The organism is Chitinophaga sp. 180180018-3, from assembly GCF_037893185.1.
Lineage (GTDB): Bacteria > Bacteroidota > Bacteroidia > Chitinophagales > Chitinophagaceae > Chitinophaga.
Map to the genome: position 1 here is coordinate 5,625,010 of NZ_CP140772.1, position 17,949 is coordinate 5,642,958.

Annotated in this window: 15 protein-coding genes; 2 read left to right on the plus strand and 13 right to left on the minus strand. The window is 45.4% G+C overall.

Features of this window, described 5'->3' with window-relative positions; all coding sequences use genetic code 11:
* Window positions 1-119 precede the first annotated feature (119 nt).
* The 12 genes from UNH61_RS21870 to UNH61_RS21925 all read right to left on the minus strand — a co-directional run bounded on the left by UNH61_RS21870 (window position 120) and on the right by UNH61_RS21925 (window position 15,056).
* Entirely contained in the window at window positions 120-2,636 is a 2,517-nt protein-coding gene (locus tag UNH61_RS21870) for a TonB-dependent receptor (protein WP_326994135.1), read from the minus strand.
* Between the two features lie 87 nt (window positions 2,637-2,723).
* Window positions 2,724-3,728, minus strand: coding sequence for a FecR domain-containing protein (locus tag UNH61_RS21875; RefSeq protein WP_326994136.1), 1,005 nt, complete (start codon window positions 3,726-3,728; stop codon window positions 2,724-2,726).
* 57 nt (window positions 3,729-3,785) lie between these two features.
* Entirely contained in the window at window positions 3,786-4,322 is a 537-nt protein-coding gene (locus UNH61_RS21880; RefSeq protein ID WP_326994137.1) for an RNA polymerase sigma-70 factor, read from the minus strand.
* A gap of 232 nt (window positions 4,323-4,554) precedes the next feature.
* Window positions 4,555-4,764 (minus strand): hypothetical protein, encoded by a 210-nt coding sequence (locus UNH61_RS21885; RefSeq protein ID WP_326994138.1) that lies wholly within the window; start codon window positions 4,762-4,764, stop codon window positions 4,555-4,557.
* A 163-nt stretch (window positions 4,765-4,927) separates the two neighbouring features.
* Window positions 4,928-5,581 carry a zeta toxin family protein gene (locus UNH61_RS21890; RefSeq protein ID WP_326994139.1) on the minus strand — a complete coding sequence of 218 codons (654 nt, stop codon included), beginning with the start codon at window positions 5,579-5,581 and terminating at the stop codon, window positions 4,928-4,930.
* Window positions 5,568-5,849, minus strand: a complete 282-nt coding sequence (locus UNH61_RS21895; RefSeq protein WP_326994140.1) for a hypothetical protein — start codon at window positions 5,847-5,849, stop codon at window positions 5,568-5,570. The genes UNH61_RS21890 and UNH61_RS21895 overlap by 14 nt, the downstream gene beginning before the upstream one ends.
* Window positions 5,850-6,121: 272 nt before the next feature.
* Window positions 6,122-7,354: an alkaline phosphatase family protein gene (locus UNH61_RS21900; protein WP_326994141.1), complete on the minus strand. Its 1,233-nt coding sequence runs from the start codon at window positions 7,352-7,354 to the stop codon at window positions 6,122-6,124.
* 13 nt (window positions 7,355-7,367) lie between these two features.
* Window positions 7,368-8,825 (minus strand): SusD/RagB family nutrient-binding outer membrane lipoprotein, encoded by a 1,458-nt coding sequence (locus UNH61_RS21905; protein ID WP_326994142.1) that lies wholly within the window; start codon window positions 8,823-8,825, stop codon window positions 7,368-7,370.
* Between the two features lie 10 nt (window positions 8,826-8,835).
* The gene (locus UNH61_RS21910) at window positions 8,836-12,258 is read right to left on the minus strand and encodes a SusC/RagA family TonB-linked outer membrane protein (RefSeq protein ID WP_326994143.1); all 3,423 of its coding nucleotides are present in this window, start codon (window positions 12,256-12,258) and stop codon (window positions 8,836-8,838) included.
* A 47-nt stretch (window positions 12,259-12,305) separates the two neighbouring features.
* Window positions 12,306-13,289, minus strand: coding sequence for a FecR domain-containing protein (locus tag UNH61_RS21915; protein ID WP_326994144.1), 984 nt, complete (start codon window positions 13,287-13,289; stop codon window positions 12,306-12,308).
* Window positions 13,290-13,366: 77 nt separating this feature from the next.
* The gene (locus UNH61_RS21920; RefSeq protein WP_326994145.1) at window positions 13,367-13,948 is read right to left on the minus strand and encodes an RNA polymerase sigma-70 factor; all 582 of its coding nucleotides are present in this window, start codon (window positions 13,946-13,948) and stop codon (window positions 13,367-13,369) included.
* 181 nt (window positions 13,949-14,129) lie between these two features.
* Window positions 14,130-15,056 (minus strand): 1-phosphofructokinase family hexose kinase, encoded by a 927-nt coding sequence (locus tag UNH61_RS21925; protein WP_326994146.1) that lies wholly within the window; start codon window positions 15,054-15,056, stop codon window positions 14,130-14,132.
* Window positions 15,057-15,269: 213 nt separating this feature from the next.
* Here UNH61_RS21925 and UNH61_RS21930 point away from each other — a divergent pair, with 213 nt between their 5' ends.
* Window positions 15,270-16,016 carry a polysaccharide deacetylase family protein gene (locus tag UNH61_RS21930; protein WP_326994147.1) on the plus strand — a complete coding sequence of 249 codons (747 nt, stop codon included), beginning with the start codon at window positions 15,270-15,272 and terminating at the stop codon, window positions 16,014-16,016.
* 149 nt (window positions 16,017-16,165) lie between these two features.
* Complete coding sequence (locus tag UNH61_RS21935; RefSeq protein ID WP_326994148.1) at window positions 16,166-16,540, plus strand: hypothetical protein; 375 nt, start codon at window positions 16,166-16,168, stop codon at window positions 16,538-16,540.
* Window positions 16,541-16,558: 18 nt separating this feature from the next.
* Here UNH61_RS21935 and UNH61_RS21940 read toward each other — a convergent pair whose 3' ends face one another.
* Window positions 16,559-17,926 (minus strand): serine hydrolase domain-containing protein, encoded by a 1,368-nt coding sequence (locus tag UNH61_RS21940; RefSeq protein WP_326994149.1) that lies wholly within the window; start codon window positions 17,924-17,926, stop codon window positions 16,559-16,561.
* Window positions 17,927-17,949 lie beyond the last annotated feature (23 nt).

The window sequence follows — 17,949 nt, forward strand, 5'->3', positions numbered from 1 at the left end:
CAGTCAGATAACTGCTGCTTTCCACAGCATGGTAACGTTGTTCTCTATTACTAAAAACAGCAAATCATTCATTCTTCCTACGCCGGTTGACAGTATTTTTTTGGGGTATAAAGAGATAGTCAGAAATTAAGCGTATATGAAAGATAATATGTCGGGTTAAACAGATGATTATCTGTCGGGGCAAAATCGCTATTGTCTGCATTCCTTATATCATTCAGGTACTTATCCTTTGACTGAATAACATTATACAGTCCGCCTGATATCTTATGTTTCAATCTACCTGTATTGAAATAGTAATTCATATTATAGTTAAGCCGGAAATGCGATGGAGAACGGTGGTCGTAAAAGGGAAGTTTCATGCTTGATTGAGGTCTGCTTTCATCGCCTCCGGGCAGTATGTCAACCTGCGGCGGTATCCAATCTCCTGTGCTGAAACGCCATATCATTGCGAAGTCCCAATGTTTATCCGGCTGGTAATTGGCTGCCAGGCTAAGATTATGCCGTCTGTCATAACGAAAGGGAAACTTCCGGCCCTCATTTACCTCTTCAAACTGCCGCCAGCTCCATGCCAATGCATAAGAAAGCTGGACTCCCCACTTCTTCATTCTTTTTCCTGCGAGCAATTCTGTACCATAGCTCCAACCTTTGCCGGTAGCGATGTCCTGTTCCCAATTATCTTCATCATAAAAAAAATCCACGTTATCAGCAATATTGGTAATGTTATTCATTTTCCGATAGTATAGATCTGCCGCCAATGAAACTCCTTTACCATTATTGAAATTATAACCAAGATTGAACATATCACCTTCAGCAGGCCGCAGCAGGTCTGTACTGGGCACCCATATCTCGCGATTGATACCAAGACCGGGGCTTGTTACCTGGTGCAGGTATTGCACCATTCTCGTATAAGAAAAAGTAAGGTGCTGAGATTTCCCGATACCATATGCTGCAAATAACCTGGGCTGAAAAGAGTTGTAGTGATAATCCCTGAATCTGTAAAAACTGACATTCATTCCTGGCCGGATCAGCAGCTGGCGTACCGGCCTGATTTCATTTTCATAGTACACCGACATTTCCGTGAATGGCAGCGGCTTCATCGGTGTGTTATTATCCACTTCTTCCTGCAATTCCGAAGACATATTTGTATCAAAAGGGCGGATGACTGTATGCAATAGCTTGCCGCCAAAACGGAATTGTGTATTGGCAGATGTATTGATCTCGAACTGTGTTTTTGCTTCATATCTTTCAATGGATGCATAGTTGTTGTAGGCCCTTGATCTTTTTGTCACACCAGTTACCGTGTCAACATTCAGTAATTTAAAACCTGCAAGGTTGTGATAATTACTTACATTCACTGTTGTGTTCATAAACACATGTGAATTCACCACATGGCTCCAGTTGATGGTAGCCAGTCTGTTTCCCCAAACCTGTAGATTCTGTGATTCCGTCTGCCTGAGTTGTAAACGATCATTGCCTATATATCCACTGAACATCAATTTATCATTACTATTAAACAGATGGGTGATTTTGAAGTGAATATCGTAGAACCGTAACCGGTAGTTGCTGTCGAGTATATTCAACAGTGGGTCGGACCAGCTGCGTCTGAAAGATGCCATCATCGCAGTACGTCCTTTCTGCAAGGGGCCTTCTACAACAGCAGCGGCGGCCAGTAAACCCGTATTCAGTTGTCCACTCCATTTGTACATATTGCCATCTTTGGTATTCACTTCCGTCACTGATGACAGTGCTCCATCAAAGCGTGCAGGGAAATCATTCTTAAATTGCCGGATCGATTTCAGGGAGCTTTCGCTGATAATAGATATCTCCCCCAGCACATGCGTGGGATTGAACACCTGGTTTCCATCCAGCAGGAATACACTCTGTTCCGGATCTCCACCGCGTACCATCAGCCTGCCCATAGCATCCTCTGATTCAACATTTCCCGGCATCAGGTACAATGATCTCACCGGATCGCTCTCTCCCAGGAAATTATTATAGGCGGCAGAAAGATATTTATCTACATTGGAACCACCATCTTTTGGCAGTATATAACCGGGTGTTACTTTCACTTCCCGCAATACCGCAGGATTCAGGGTAAAATCTCTTCTTGCAGCGCCGGCAACCAACACTTCCAACACCTTTGCAGGGTGCCCGGTATGTGTTATCCTCAGGTGATGCAGTCCGCGGGTAAGGCAAATGCTGTAGTATCCAAACATGTTCGATTGCGCTGCCTGACCAGTTTCAAGATCTATTATCACTGCATAGGGCAAGGGTTCCAGGCTGTTCTCTTCTTTTGTATATCCAAACAGGGTATATTGATCAACTGGTTTTGGCAGCGCCAATACTATGTCAGAAGGAATCAGTACTATCTTCCCATTCCTTTCTGTTACTCTCACTCTTTTGCCTGCCAGCAGGCCATTCAACACATTTCCCAATGTTGTTACGCCTTCTCTGAGCTGCATTGTACTGCCTCCTTCAAGATACGTTCCTGCATATTCAATGACTACATTACTGTAAGTACTCACTTTCCTCAACAGAAAAGGTGCGGTACCGCGTGCAGTATAGCACATAAATCTCCTTTCCAGCAACCCGTCCTGCGAAAACGCAGTGTGGAAGCCGGTGACAAGGATCATCAATGATAAAAATATTTTCAGTCCTGCATTATGATATCGTAGCGGGGTGGCCACTCACATTCAGTGATTCGCTTAAATAAATATGTTTTTTCAGTAAATAACTACAGTGTTTTCTATCTTGCGATAATGCAAGCCTGTGATGGCAGTGATTTCATCCAGCACTTCCTGCAATGGCTGTCCCCGGAAACTGGAAGTAACTCTTATTGTCTTGCCCTTCAGCGCATCTCCCAGTTTGACGGTAATACGGTAATAAGATGAGATATCAGCCACTGCTTTTTCCAGGGGAGTATCATTGAACGTAAGCACATTTGTTTTCCACGATAAATAGTTATCGTCACTCACATTTCTTTTTTCAAAATTCCCTCCGGTACACGTGACTTCTTCCTGTGCAGCAACAATACAATGATTTTCCGGTGCGGCCTTCATAGAAAACAGGACCTTTCCTGTCATGACCACTACACGGTCGTTCTGCGCTATTGTGCTGATCACAAATGATGTTCCCAATACTTTGACCAATGACCTTTCTGTTTGCACATTGAAAGGCAGCCTGTCATTATTTGAGATCTCGAAGAGTGCATCTCCGGTTAATACTATCTGCCTGTTTTTACGTCCGAAAGCGGCGTTGTAGCTGATAGTACCTCCTTTTCGGAGCAATACCAGTGAACTGTCGGGCAAACGTATGTATATATTGTTTTTTCCGGCGGAGACCACTTCTGCTGGTATTTTTGTATCCGGCTTATGGAGCAAAAACCAGCCAATGAGTATTACAACAGCCGCCACTGCTGCAACCATAGCTGGTTTTACATATCTTCGGATCACTTTCATGCGGCGAGGCATCTGCATGCCGGTATCCGCAACAGCACCTCTGCTTCGCAGTTGCTGGTCCATGCGCAGCCAGGCAGTTGCCGTATCAAAGTCTGATTGCAGCCGGGCTGCACCGCTGGCAGCCCACAATGCATTGTAGCGGATCAGTTCCTGATCGTGCGCATCGCTCTGTAAACGCCATTCTTCCAGCATTTTTTCCTCTTCCGGAGTAATGCTGCCTGATAGTTTGTTTACAACAATCTCTTTTATGGTATCAGGTAATACAATCATAATTTCCGTATCCCTCCTACTTATCAAAACATAATCATCCTTAATATTCCTATCTGTTTACAAAAAAAATAATAGTAAACACTTTGCATTACTCACAAAAGTTTTCAGCAGTTTCAATGCCTTCCACAACTGGTTGTTCACTGTTTTCACGGATATGCCCAGGCTATCGGCTGCCTGCTGATTGCTCAGCTCTCCCATCCGGCACAGCAGGAATACCTCTTTGCATTTGGGAGGTAGTTGCGCAATGGCCTGCCCCAGCAGGGCATGGTAATTAATCGGATCTCCTGTCCACGGCGCGGTATCCGTGACATCCTCGTCTTCGGTATCCAGATCAGAAAGGCTGTAAACAACATGTTTCTGTTCCCTTCTGAGGTAGGTAAGGCAGTTATTGCGCACTGCCGTAAAAAGATAGAACCGCACATTGTCAGAGGCTATCAGATCCTTACGTGTTTCCCATATCCTGATAAAAACTTCCTGCACGATATCTTCACAGATGTTCGGTTCTTTCACGAAACTGTTGGCATACCTGCAAAGCGGGTTATAGAATTTTTCGAACACCAGCCGGAACTGTTCATAAAGAGCATCTGCACGCACAAGAAAAAATTTAATATATACTACAATATCTTAACGCGGCTCCCGGCACGCATCACCGGCCCTATATCTACACTAGAAACGGGAATTATGTTGATTCCCTCTATTTCCCGAATAACAGGACCGGAGCCACCGTTGAACAACATACATAAAAAGCCTCCTGCGAAGGCAGGAGACCTAATTAACACTTTTTTGAACCTTATAGAATATTATAGCCGGCTGTCTTGCAGTGACATTAATATTTTTTATTCCCCTTTTTTGCAGTATCCGTTTTGGGCCATGCTTTAGATGCCGGCGCTATTGTTTTTCCGGATAATTTGTGGCTTGTATCCTGTTTATGTTGTTCATTTTTACGCTGCTCTTTTGACTGAGCCGTAACATCTGCCACCGAAATCATAGCAATAGCAGCCGCCAGCACTGTTGAAAAAATTAACCTACGCTTCATAAAATTGTTTTTTGATTAGTTATTTAATATTGGTTGGGTAACCGTTACTTATGACAGTAAAACACATGGCAAGGGCATCTTCCTACCCGGGATGAGTGGCAGAGTGTTAAACTCGTGTTAAAAGCGGGGGGATGGGGGTTTTCTGTAAATAGTAGAGTGGGGGTTAATCCTTATCAATTCCATCTTCCAAAATCAGCCTGGCAATCTCCGTCAATCCCTTCTTCAACCATCTTTTTTTCAGCGCATTCTTATCAGCCATTACTACTTTCTTATTTTCCAGCTTAACTAATAAGGTTGGCTTAGCCATTCCGTCATACAAACAAATTACATTGAATGTATCCCAATAATCATTGATAAATTTCAAATTCTGTTCATAAACCCCTTTAATTGTCCTGGCATCCACAGCATGACCACCTTCCCGCACTCTTTGCTTTACCCGCTGCTCACAATGCAATACACTATCCAGACACAGGTAATTCAGTTGAATCTGATAGCCGTGTTTCTCAAAACGATCAAGATATCTCCAGTAATCGGGATGAGATAACGGAGTTTCCAAAACGAAGGGGTGTTTATTGGCGATGGCCTCATTAATCTTTGTTGAAAGATACTCTTCCATCATTGAAGATGACTGACTACTAATTTCTTCCGGAGCTAATCCTCTCCCCTGAAGCTCTTTCTCAAACATGGTACGGGTTAAATCTCTATCAAAAGGGGGGACACCATTAAACAGTTCCGGTAGCATGGATTCTATGTGGGTAGATTTTCCCGCACCATTGGGGCCGGAGATAACAAGCAATGTTGGTTTAGAATAATCCATTTTTCAGCTTAAAGTCTTCACGTACTTCCTTCGCCTCTATTTCAGATAAAGTACGAATAAACCTCGTTTCAATATCCGCACCGATAGTATAAACTTCCTGGATCTCTATGTGCCCGTCAGCATACTCATAAAAACCCTGGCCCTCAGGGAGCTTATCTGATAAAATCAGGAATGGCAGATCTCTCATGAAATTACGATTCCTGATCTGCTCAATTGTCGTAGCAAACTTTCTTTCCTGAATAGCTATTTCTCGCTCTAACGCAGTCATTATTAATTTCTTTGAAACTCAAAATCCTAATAAAATTAGCAAAAAAAAATCATATGGCAAAACCTGTATTTAGAATAAAAACAACGATAACACATAGCACTAAATGCCATATAATACACTGAATCTCAACCAACAAAGAGAATACATCAAGTACAAATAAAATTGGCGTCTCAATAAATCAAAAGGCATCAACTCCCGTCGATGCCTTTTTGATTTATTCATCTTCTTTAAACCTGCGGACATCGGAAAGAAATCCACTTATATCCAATCCTCTACCCTTCTTTCCCTACCCATCTATTCACCACATTATCCGCTCCTTCCAATACCACTTTATAAAACCCTGACGGCAGCTCCTTAACACTTACCTCTGCATGTTCCTGCTGCAGTGGCACCTCTCCCATCAGCTGATATTGATCCTTTCCACCGGTCTTAAAATTATTGGTAGTAGTCACCCAGATCTTCACATTACCTTTCCTTTCACAGGCCTTCCAGGAAAGTTTCAGCGAACCATTATCCAACACTGCACCAGGCCGGGTCAGCGATATTTTGCCGGTAAGCGGCACCCCATCCAGCTCACGGCTGTCATCCAATGGCAATGGTATCTTCATAAAACGAGCGATGGTAGGTAGTATGTCCACAACACCCGGCTGCCCGGTTTTAAAATAGTCGTTCAGGCCGGAGGCATTGGTAACGATCCAGGTGGTGCGTTCACGATCAGACTGCCCACCATGACCGCGACCATCTTTAGCAGTTCGGCCATGATCTGTAGTGATGAAAATCTGCCAGTCTTCACCGAAATTTTTCCGGCGGTACTCCAATGCATCCCAGATGCGGCCTACCTGATCATCCATCATTTTAACAGCGGCATAGAACTGTTCACTATCACCATAACGATGGCCCATATCGTCCGTATATTCCAGATACACCCATGTCAGGTCCGGTGCTTCTTTACGAACATAATCAACTGCCTGGTTCGTTACTTCTTCGTCAAGCAGGTGCATATACCATCTGTCTTTGTCATGCGGAAACCTCACGGTGTCTATCTCCAGCCCGTCTACATGATGATCGATTTTCAGGTTACCGGTTTGCGGCAGACCGTCACCTACCAGCTTGGTGCGATTGTCGAGCCAGGAGGAGAAAATAGCCGTTTTCTTTTGTGGATAAGCCTGTTTGAAAAACCGGAAGATGCTGCTATAGCTATAATTCTGCGCAGCAATATCGTTGTCCCATACGTTGTGTTTATTCACCCAGGTGCCTGTCAACAGGCTATTATAGCCTACTGCAGAGATGGTGGGTGTTTGCGAATAACCATCTTTCTCTCCTCCCACATAGGCACGGGTATAACCTCCTACTTTAGCAATGTTGTGCAGATGTGGGGTAGATTGTTTTTCAATAACATCCGCCGGTATACCATCTGCAATAACAAAGAGGGTCTTCTTTTTTTGCTGCGCCATTAGTGTGGTGCAGGAAAAGATACCGACAGACAGGATAATTGTTTTTAACATAGATCACGTTTTACTACTCTTTTACCAATAACCACATCACGCCATTGATATTATCTCCCTGAGGATACTGACGGGCGATGGCATCACTCACATGTTGTCTGTTGTACAGTAGTTCTCCACTGGGGTACATCCAGCGTTTGGGAACCTTTTTATCATTCAGCACACCGTTGCCGGAAACATCAAATACAGGCATCCCGGTACGACGCTGTTCATAAAACATCTGCCAGCCGGAATTCATGAAGAAGCTGATATACTTTTGATTGAAGATGCTTATTAGTTCCTGTCCTGGCACCAGCTGTACCACCGGCTGCGAAAGATACGCTGTTATGTCAGCAGGCGCAACTTTAAAAAACTCCATGGAAGCCTGTATACCTTTCCGGTAATAGTCTGCCGCATCGCCGCTAATCCAGCCACGCACCACTGCTTCAGCCAGTATAAACTGAAGCTCCGGGTATCCTAATACCACACCAGGTTCATTCACCGGATCATTGTAATACCGCTTCGCTATTTTTGACACTTCACCAGTTACTACAAGGCTATTGTTCTCATCGATCGTAGCGCTGCCTTTTGCACCACCATAGGCAGTAAAATCGTTGTCGGGCTGAGAAGCATATTTACCGGCTTTCTGTGCATAACGGAAAAGCCTTGGATCTTTTAATCCTTTCAACAGGTTTACAAAATTCCCCTCCATATAGAAGGCGGTTTGCATACTGTTGTTGTTATAATAAGGATAGCGATTGTCCTGCAGGTCTGCAAATACGAGCTGTCCGTTATCGCTGTTACCAGTCATCAACGGGTATTTAGTGGGATTATTTACAATTTCTGCAAAACGCTCTTTTACTTTCAGCCTGGTGTTGCCTTCTTTCTGCGAGAGGCTCATCAGCACCCGCAGGGAAAAGCTATTGATCAGACGTATCCACTGATCTTTTTTGCCGCCATAAATAACATCTCCCCGGATATCGCCAGCAGCAGCAAGCTGATCACCAGCGCCTTTGAGGTCATCCAGGATATGGAGGAAGATGTCTTCCTGCCGGTCATATACTGGGGTAAACATCTCGCTGGATCCTTTCAACGCTTCGCTGTAAGGAATATCCCCAAACGCCAGCGTTAGTCTCATGAAGAACCAGGCACGGAAGAATTTACCGAGGGCAAGATATGCAGGCTGATTCATCCGGGTGGCCTCTTCTTCCATCTTCAGTACCTGCCGCAGATTACTGTAATCACTAAAATCTGACCGCTGCCAGTTGTAATACTGAGATGCGTCTATCCCATCGGTATTAACCAGGTAACGGGAGGCAAATGCTGCCGAGGTACTGATATCTTTGAAGGTCACTGTTTCTATTCCTGTCAGCAACAGTTCGGGCGGAGCCTGTGTGGGCTTGTTTGGGTCTGTCTGGAAGTATTCAAACTTCTTGCAGCTGCTGAACGCAAGCAGCAGTAAGCAAAATATGGCAAGTGATAATTTTCGCATGATACAAAGATTAGAACTTTAAATTCAGGTTGAAGCCCATGCTACGGGAAGAAGGCGTTTGCAGCTCATCTTTCCCGGTATCGGGATCAACGTTAGGCAATTTGGAAAACAGCAACAGATTACGGCCAACGAGTGATATAGAAGCATCCCTGATAAAGGTTCTGCTGGTCCATTTACCTGGCAGTTGCCAGGTGAAGTTCACTTCGCGCAGCTTCAGGAAGGTTTGAGAATAATAATTGTAATTAGTGTTTGCGGCGTTGCTGGTGTTGATCATATAATCGATGTAGTTCACTGCCTTGGTATTGGATGCAAACTTACGTGTGTCGGAAACGATCTTGCCATCAGCATCGTATTGGATGTCGCCGGAAGTGACCACTACACCCGGACCTACGTAGGTATTTTTACCAGCATTAGCGTCTTCTCTGAAGGAATTCACAGTACCAGGATGCGTACCACCCCACCACATTTTGGCGTTGGTCATCGAGTACATCAAACCGCCGATACGTCCATCTACCAGGAACCGGAGCGTGAACTGCTTGTACCTAACGGTATTCTCCATACCATAGGTCCAGTCGGGATCGGAGTTTCCGATGTAACGCTGGAAAGGATCGCTCTTGGGAAAACCATTGCTTTCATATACGATATTTCCTGATGGATCGCGCTCATAAACATTATCAAATATCCTGTCCATCCGTTCTCCCACCTTGATTCTGTTCAGATCCGGCTCATTGTTATAGATCTCCTTCAGTATGCGTTTATACTTACTGAAGTTGACCATTACATCCCACTGGAAATTATTACTACGTACAGGCGTTCCAGTTAACATAAACTCCCAGCCGGTGCGCAGGAAAACGTTGCCGTTTACCAGATAGTAGTTGTAACCACTGCTGTTAGACACAGGCAATTTTACAATATTGTCATAATCCCTGGCCCTGAAATATGTTACATCAAGACCAACACGGTTACCAAACAGTTTGGTTTCCACCCCGGTTTCCCAGGAGTTGGTTCCTTGTGGACGGATATTTGGATTGCGCAGCAGATCGCTGAAAGTCAGCGAAGGAGTACCATTCCATTTAATGCCCCTGTCGTAGGTAGATAAGTGGGCGTAGGAGTAATCATCGCTTACAATCGGCAACAGACCACTCGATACCTTTGAACCGGAACCTCTGACTTTCAGATAAGTCAGCCATGACGGCATTTTCAGCAGTTCGGATAATACTACCGATCCTGATACAGATGGATAGAAGAACGAGTTGTTGGTGATAGGCAGCGTGGAAATCTTATCATTACGGCCTGTCACTGACAGATAGAATGCGCCTAAAAATTCCATGTCTACAAATCCATAGATACTGCCGGTTCTTCTTTCTTCAATAGTATTAATTCCCTGAATGGGGTTAGCAGAATTACTCAGGTTGTAAAACCCTGGGATGGTCAGGCCGTCTGTATTGCTCTTCTGGGATTTATCGTTGCGATAATAATTGGACCCTCCTACTTCGGCATGAACAGCGAAGTTCTTACTGAAGGTATGCTCATAGCGACCAATCAGGTCTGTAACAATATCGAAGTAGTTACGTGAGCTGGCGAAGTAATTTCCCCGGGACTTGCTGCTGTAACCAATGTAGCTGGCTGGTTCTTTCGTGTCTTCACTTAATCCGTATGCATTTACACCGGAACGCAGTTTAACGCTGAAGTCGCGATTGATCTTATAGTCCAGTGTCATGGAGCCGAAAGTATTGTTCTTGTAATATCCTGTCAGCAACTCATAGGCCTGGAAGTAAGGGTTGTTATACCAGGAGGTGTTGTAGTTGCGTTGCTGCAATTTCTCCTTTCCGGGCTGCCAGTAGTTGCGGAGGTCGCGGATATCCACGTCGGAGCCAGTCCACAGTACCAGGTTGTAGAGATAGTTGGTAGGACCATATCCGATGGTTGGATAGTTATCAGAATATTGCCTGTTGTAGGTAATACGGGCATCTACATTGAGCCTGTCGGTGAGATTGTAATTACCGGCGATACTGAAAGAGCTGTTATTGAGCTGTGTATTGGGTACAACACCCTGCTGATATATGTGCGAGGCGGAAGCCCTGAAATTACCTTTATCGCTGGATTTAGTGATGCTCAGGCTATTAGTGGACACGATGCCGGTTCTGAAGAAGTTATGTACGTTATTTCTTCCCCGCGACACCCAGGGCAATGGCACCAGCTTGCCGGTATTCGGATCTGTGGGACTATTGTATTGAGGTGTTTCCCAGTAGCCACTTGGTGTAGAAGGATCTTTCTGATCCAGCTTCGGGCCCCATATCCAACCGGAGCCTTCCGTGCCGCCACCGGAACCGTCTACATAAGCGTATTTACCTTTGGCGCCGTTACCATACGTGGTCTGCACATTCGGTATACGGATAAACGAAGGCTGGAACATAGTAGAAGAGTTAACATCCACCGCCAGATCTTTTCCTTTTCCTCTTTTGGTAGTGATCATCAATGCACCGAACTGGCCGATAGAACCATATAAGGCAGAAGCGGAGGTACCTTTGAGCACGTTGATGCTTTCCACATCATCGGGATTGATCTTCCACATATCGGCGGTCTGATCGGGGATACCATCTATAACGATCAATGGTTTCGCACCGCGCAACTGAATAGTAGCATCACGGAACATGTCGGTGGAGTTGCGTATAACTAGGCCGGCTACACGACCAGTGAGAGAGCCTATCAGGTTGGGTTCCCGGGCTTTGGTCATGTTATCGCCCTTCACTGTTTGCACAGCATATCCCAACGATTTTTTCTCTTTCTGGATACCGAGGGCGGTAACTACTACTTCGTTCAGACCGGAGACATCCTGTTGTAATGCTACATCTATCTGTGTGCGACCGTTAACGGGCACTTCCTGCGGTTTATATCCTACCAGGGAGAAACGGAGTACATCGCCTTCCCCGATGCCGGTTAAGGTATAACGACCTGTTTCATTGGAATTCACGCCTTTGGTTTTGCCCACAACGCTGATGATAGCGCCCGGTAGCGGGCTATTATCTTTTGCATCGGTAACGGCGCCTTTAACGGTAATTTGCATTTGAGCCTGACCGGTAGCGGGCAGCACTTTCACTGCGTAATAATTGCCCTGTATAGGCTCGCAGGTAAGCCCGTAAGGACGCAACAGTGCCGGCAGTTCTGTATTGATATCAGCCTGTTCCATTCTTTTGAATACCTGTGCGCTGACAGATTTTCCATTGAGAATATTGCTGCTATAGCTAAATCTGACTTTATGAATATTTTCCAGTACAGGGAAGACCTCCGACAACTGATATGTTTCGCGTATCTGTTGTCTGGCAGTTCCTTTCGCCATGACGTCCTGGGCGGGTGTAATAAGTGGCGCCGTGGTCATCAGGCACAATAAGATCCCTACTACCTTATGATGAATAAGTAGCTTTCGTTGCATAATAATGCGTTTTAATAAAATTCCCGGGTTCGTTTGAGCGGCAATAATTACCTGGCCAGCATAATTATTACCTGGTTGTTGTGTTTATTGATTTTGATATCAAGAGATTTGGTAAGAATATTCAGCAGCATGTCCAGGTCGTTAGCCGGAGTAGCGCCGGTGAATTGTAATTGCGACAACTCGGCGTTGGCAAACGTAACCTTTGTACCAAACTGTTCCCCGATAAAATCGGCAACTTCAGCCAGGGTAGCGTTGCGGAATACCTTCTGATTGTCTTTCCAGCAGGTTAATTGCAGCGTATCAACCGTTTGTCGTGTTAGCTGTCCGTTGCCTGGATTATAGGAAGCCATTTCTCCCGGCTGCAGCGTCATCGTGTGTTCGTTTCCGTTATCGGGCACGCTTACCTTCACCTTGCCGCTGTTCAGCACTACCTGTGCGTGTCCGGTGCGGGCCGCGACGTTGAAGCGGGTACCCAGTACCTGCACGCTGAGCTTATCGCCTGCATGTACCATAAATTTACCTGCTGCATCGGGTGCTACGTTAAAAAAGGCCTGGCCGGTTATCCACACTTCCCTGGCACCGGGGTTCCAGCCAATACTATCGTATTGCAGCGTGGAATTGGCATTCAGGGTAACGGCAGTACCATCCGGCAGTACCACCTCTTTCATGAGCCCGTAGCCGGTAGACACAGCTGCCAGCGATGGCTGATGTTTACGAGGGAGATAGAGCAATACAACTGCAGCAACTACTGCTGCCGCGGCGGCAGTAACAGCAACGATCCGGCGCAACAGGATACGGCGTTGTACCGGCCGGGGCGCCGTTAATACAGACAGCTGCTGAGCTACCCGCGCTGTGGTAGCCGCATCCATGTCCGAAGCCGGCAAATCATCTATTTCATCAGGCAGCGGTAATATGTCTTCACTGCCCCCGTGTTGAAGAAACGCAATTAACTCGGCTGTTTCCTCGGGAGTAATAGAGCCATTCGCATGCTTAATAAACAACGCTTTCATATATGCCGGGTCCGGGTGCATCAGTTATGCTTTATTATATGATACAATTGAAAAATAGAAAAGGACGATCCGGGAAAATAATTTTTTTTGGGGAGTAATCATTTATTTTCCAGGAACCAGATAAACAACCAGAAAAATACCTGGTGGGTGTGCAGTTGCTGACGGAGAAAGCGGCTGGCCTTGACGATCTGATCCTTTACCGTATTTTTGGAGATACCCAGGCGAAGGGCTATTTCTTCATGAGAAAGGCCTTCAATGCGGCTGAGACAGAATATAAGCTTACGTTGCGGAGGCAGCATGTCCAGTACTTTGCTTTTCACCCGCTGCAGTTCGGCAGTATTTACATCATCTTCAGTGGTATTGGCAGCTACAGGTTGATGGCGAAAAACAGATTGCCGCAGATCCTCGTCCAGCGCAGCTTTTTTCAGGATATTGAAAACACAGTGCCTTACAGCCGTATACATATAGGCCCGGATGGAAAGAGCAGGATCGAGTTGCTGTCTGTTGATCCATACCTTCATGAATACCTCCTGCACGGCTTCCTCAGCCATTTCCGGCGAGCGGCACAGCTTACAGGCATATCCGAAAAGCGCGTCTTTGTATGCATAGAACAGCTCCTGAAACGCAGTGGCATCGCCGTCTTTTATTTTAGATATACATTCCACTCCTAGTTGACTCATGACGATATGAGGTACAAAAATCAGAACTATTTATTACCGGAATATTAAGGATCATTAAAAAAACTACAAACGTTCACTGAGATTCTCGTAATCTTTTCTTGTACCTCCTGGCTTTTGGAGCATTTACCGGGGATTAAGTTAGTATAAAAAAGAAAAATCCAACAGGAAAAATTTATAGTGCTCAGGGGATGCTCTGATAAAGATCCAGTACATCCTGCAGGTGGCAAAGCTCCGTACCCGGGTTCATCGTAGCCGCAGTGCCGCAGGCTACGCCAAATTTCACTGCTGTTGCAATATCGGCGCCCTGAGTCAACTGCAACACTATGCCTGCCACCATGCTATCGCCTGCTCCTACGGTACTAAGCCGCTTCACTACTGGTGCGGGGAAGTGCATTACCTGTTCTGCCGTTACTAACATAGCGCCCCCGGCTCCCAATGATAATACAATATACCTGCAATTACCGGCGGCTATTATAGCTTTTGCAACGACTACCGCTTCATCGCCGTTAAGTTTTTCTTTACCGGCCAAAGTAGCCAGCTCGGCGAGATTGGGCTTGAGCAGGTACACATCACTGCGCACGGCCCTCTGTAAAGCTGCTCCGGAAGTATCTACAATAAAACGTATCCCTTTTTCTCCGGCCATTTGTCCTACTTTCTCAAAGGCTTCCTGCGGAATACCAGGCGCAAGGCTCCCACTTGCAACAATAAAGGACGCCTGATCCATTGCCTTGTCCAGTATTTCAAGGCCGCGTTGCCATTCTTCTAAGGTAACTTGCGGACCGGGCATGCCAAAACGGAACTGCTGCTGTGTAGCCTCTTCCATGACTATCAAATTTTCCCGGGTGTGCGCCTCAATAGGCATCATAATAGCCGGTACCTGCTCTGCCATCAGCAGCTTATTGAAGAACTGACCGGTATAACCACCTCCAAAAAACACAGCAGTTGCCTGCCCCCCCAGCCTCATAATAGCCCTGGCTACATTCACCCCACCGCCACCAGGTTCGAATACCGGCGGTGAGCATTTCAGTTTCTTATCCGGAACCAATGCCGGAACCCTGGTACTTTTGTCAATGGCAGGATTGAAGGTTACTGTAACAACAGATTTCATAGCAGACATCTTTAACATAAAATTAGGTCAACAGAAGGTATCGGTAAATGACGAACATTAGGCTCCTTCGCTGATGAAAGTCACGAAATATGCTGACCTTTATCATGCTCAAACTATCTATATAACAATATCTTACAGATAAAATGAAAGTTGCTTTAAATAGTACGGGAGAAACAATATCCCAGTGATGTAGCGTAAAGTAATACAATGAAGATGAAAAAGATTTTATTTCTCGTTATCTGCATAACCGTTTACACCAAAGCGCTGTGTCAGGATACACTTTCATCAGCGGAAATTCCGATACTCTGTTATCACAATATTTTTGCCGGTAACGAAGGGAAACCCGGACCATTAAGGATCAGCATCAACAAACTGGAACAGCAGCTTCGTTTCTTATCAGCCAATGGTTATCAGAGCATATCCCCGGACGAACTTTTTCAATGGATGCATGGCAGGGGCCGGCTCCCCGCGAAGCCGGTGATGATCACCTTTGATGATTCTCATGTGGAACATTTTACACTGGCAGCGCCGGTTCTAAAAAGTTTAGGATTTAAGGGCGTTTTCTTTGTGATGACGGTCACCATCGGAAAGCCCGGATACCTCTCTTCTTCACAGATAAGATCACTATCGGACGACGGTCATATCATTGGTTGTCATACCTGGGATCATCAGCCTCTCATCAACAATAATATCGACTGGATGCAGCAGCTGACCAAACCTAAAAGCACACTGGAAAAAATCACCGGAAAAAGCGTCAACTATTTTGCATATCCCTATGGAGAATGGAACATGAGAGCGATACAGGAAATAAAAAAACGTGGATTTAATGCTGCATTTCAGCTAAGCGGAGCCCGCAGTATTCAGGAACCATATTTTACTATCAGAAGGATGATTGTTGTTGGCAGCTGGTCCGGGCCTGCGTTACTGCAGAAAATGAATATCATCTTTGCTGCCAGGTAAGTATGGATACGATTCGGGTTCCTTCTTTTCCGTGAACACAACAACTTCCTGATTAGTATCATTTCCACCTGAAACGCTGATATGACGCAGATCATTATTCAACACCGTCCGTTGCAGTAACTTTATTATATCAATTCAAATCATTTCATATGCCTATCTACCTCAGCAATACCACCACGGTACATGAAATACAAGAAATATTTCATGCAGCTTATCCCAGGCTCCAGTTAGTTTTCTTTAAGAAGCCGCATACAAGAGGAGAAAAACCCATCCCCGGTAACCGGGTTACCCCGAATACTCCGCTCGAAAAAATCACTGCTTTCCGTTCACAGGGGTGGCTGGACATCGGGTATTTCAGAACAGCGGCAGCTATTGAACATGAACTCCGCCATAAATATGGCTTGCATTCACATGTATTCCGGAAATCGGGCCGAAGCTGGTTTCCCACCAGGGGCACTAATGATCAGACCCTGGAAGAACTGAATACTGCAGGACCAGCCGAAGAGTCTCTACCGCTGAGGTAGCCCGACAAAGGCAGTGCCTTATTCTTCCCTCTTCCACTCCGCATCCTTCCCCGAATTATTATAAGTCGTCAGCAACATCCCGCCATCCGGCAGCTTCGTCAACTCAAACTTCAACGGCGCCTCTTTTATATAGAAATAATTCTCCTTCTGTGCATACAACTTTACATCCGGTATGCCAGCCTTAGGACAACGAACATACAATGCATCTCCTTTCATCGTGAAAATCATCTTCCACTGATCATCATGCCGGTAAATACCCACATATTGCTGCAACATTTCTTTCGATAAATGCAGATGATCTTCCAACGGCTTGCCCAGCGCCACACGGGCCAGATCATTCGTAAACGTTATCCAGTATTTACTGGTTTCATAGCAATTAAACAGGGTGATCAGGCGAATGTCCTTCTCAGGGATATACACCAGATCTGCCTGATAACCATCTGTAGCGCCACTATGCTCAATAGTTTGTACCCCATCGATATCAGCCACAAACCATCCGTAGCCGTATTCCGAGCGCTCTCCATTCCGTAGCCGGAAAGGTGTCATCGCCTGCTTCAACGTTTTTCTGCTGATCAGCTTTCCGCTCAGCAGTGCCTTATGCCACTTGAGAAGATCTTCGGCATTCGATAGCAATCCACCGGCAGCATATATTGTAGAGATCTCCTGCAGTCGGGCATCTTCCAGTTTACCATCCATTCTGGTGTATCCCTTTGCCAGATGTTGCTGCGGATTGTTTACTGACTCATACCAGGAATGTGGCATTCCCACTGCATCAAAAATACGGGTACGGATAAAATCGGCGTACGACATGCCACTTGCTTTTTCAATGATATAACCCAGGAGGTAGTAATTGGAATTGCTGTATTGATACCGGGTACCTGGTTCAAATTCAAGTGGTGCTTCTTCAAAATAGGCGATGCCTTCGCGGGGCATGTATTGTTGTTTTGCTTTGGCGGGGTTATCTATCTCAAAATAATTTTTAATACCAGAAGTATTTGTAAGCAGATGTGCTATTGTCACCGGATAATTTTTCACCGGAAAATCCGGAATATATTGCTGAATGGAATCCATTAACCGGATCTTCCCTTCTTCCATCAGCATAAGCACTGCCAATGCCGTAAACGATTTGGTGATGGAACCTATCCGGAAAATGCGCTGCCGGTCCATCTCCAGTTTTGTAGCGATATTATCATAACCGAATGCCCGGTAATAAATGATACTATCATTTCTGGCGAGTAGTATCACTCCTCCGGGAGCAATCTTCCCGGCCTCCTTATTCACCAGCGCCTGTATCTGGCTATCGAGTGTGTTTGATTGTGCAACAACTGTTACAGGAACTATGATCAGGAAGATATAAACAAATACATGTCTCAAAAAATAATACATTCTCCAGTAATTTTTGATGTTAA

What these genes read in the sequence shown, in the direction of transcription:
- UNH61_RS21875 (WP_326994136.1), bottom strand. Translation starts at nt 3,728, where the DNA reads ATGATTGTATTACCTGATACCATAAAAGAGATTGTTGTAAACAAACTA.
- UNH61_RS21895 (WP_326994140.1), bottom strand. Translation starts at nt 5,849, where the DNA reads ATGACTGCGTTAGAGCGAGAAATAGCTATTCAGGAAAGAAAGTTTGCT.
- UNH61_RS21890 (WP_326994139.1), bottom strand. Translation starts at nt 5,581, where the DNA reads ATGGATTATTCTAAACCAACATTGCTTGTTATCTCCGGCCCCAATGGT.
- UNH61_RS21930 (WP_326994147.1), top strand. Translation starts at nt 15,270, where the DNA reads ATGAAAAAGATTTTATTTCTCGTTATCTGCATAACCGTTTACACCAAA.
- UNH61_RS21910 (WP_326994143.1), bottom strand. Translation starts at nt 12,258, where the DNA reads ATGCAACGAAAGCTACTTATTCATCATAAGGTAGTAGGGATCTTATTG.
- UNH61_RS21905 (WP_326994142.1), bottom strand. Translation starts at nt 8,825, where the DNA reads ATGCGAAAATTATCACTTGCCATATTTTGCTTACTGCTGCTTGCGTTC.
- UNH61_RS21940 (WP_326994149.1), bottom strand. Translation starts at nt 17,926, where the DNA reads ATGTATTATTTTTTGAGACATGTATTTGTTTATATCTTCCTGATCATA.
- UNH61_RS21925 (WP_326994146.1), bottom strand. Translation starts at nt 15,056, where the DNA reads ATGAAATCTGTTGTTACAGTAACCTTCAATCCTGCCATTGACAAAAGT.
- UNH61_RS21935 (WP_326994148.1), top strand. Translation starts at nt 16,166, where the DNA reads ATGCCTATCTACCTCAGCAATACCACCACGGTACATGAAATACAAGAA.
- UNH61_RS21900 (WP_326994141.1), bottom strand. Translation starts at nt 7,354, where the DNA reads ATGTTAAAAACAATTATCCTGTCTGTCGGTATCTTTTCCTGCACCACA.
- UNH61_RS21915 (WP_326994144.1), bottom strand. Translation starts at nt 13,289, where the DNA reads ATGCACCCGGACCCGGCATATATGAAAGCGTTGTTTATTAAGCATGCG.
- UNH61_RS21885 (WP_326994138.1), bottom strand. Translation starts at nt 4,764, where the DNA reads ATGAAGCGTAGGTTAATTTTTTCAACAGTGCTGGCGGCTGCTATTGCT.
- UNH61_RS21920 (WP_326994145.1), bottom strand. Translation starts at nt 13,948, where the DNA reads ATGAGTCAACTAGGAGTGGAATGTATATCTAAAATAAAAGACGGCGAT.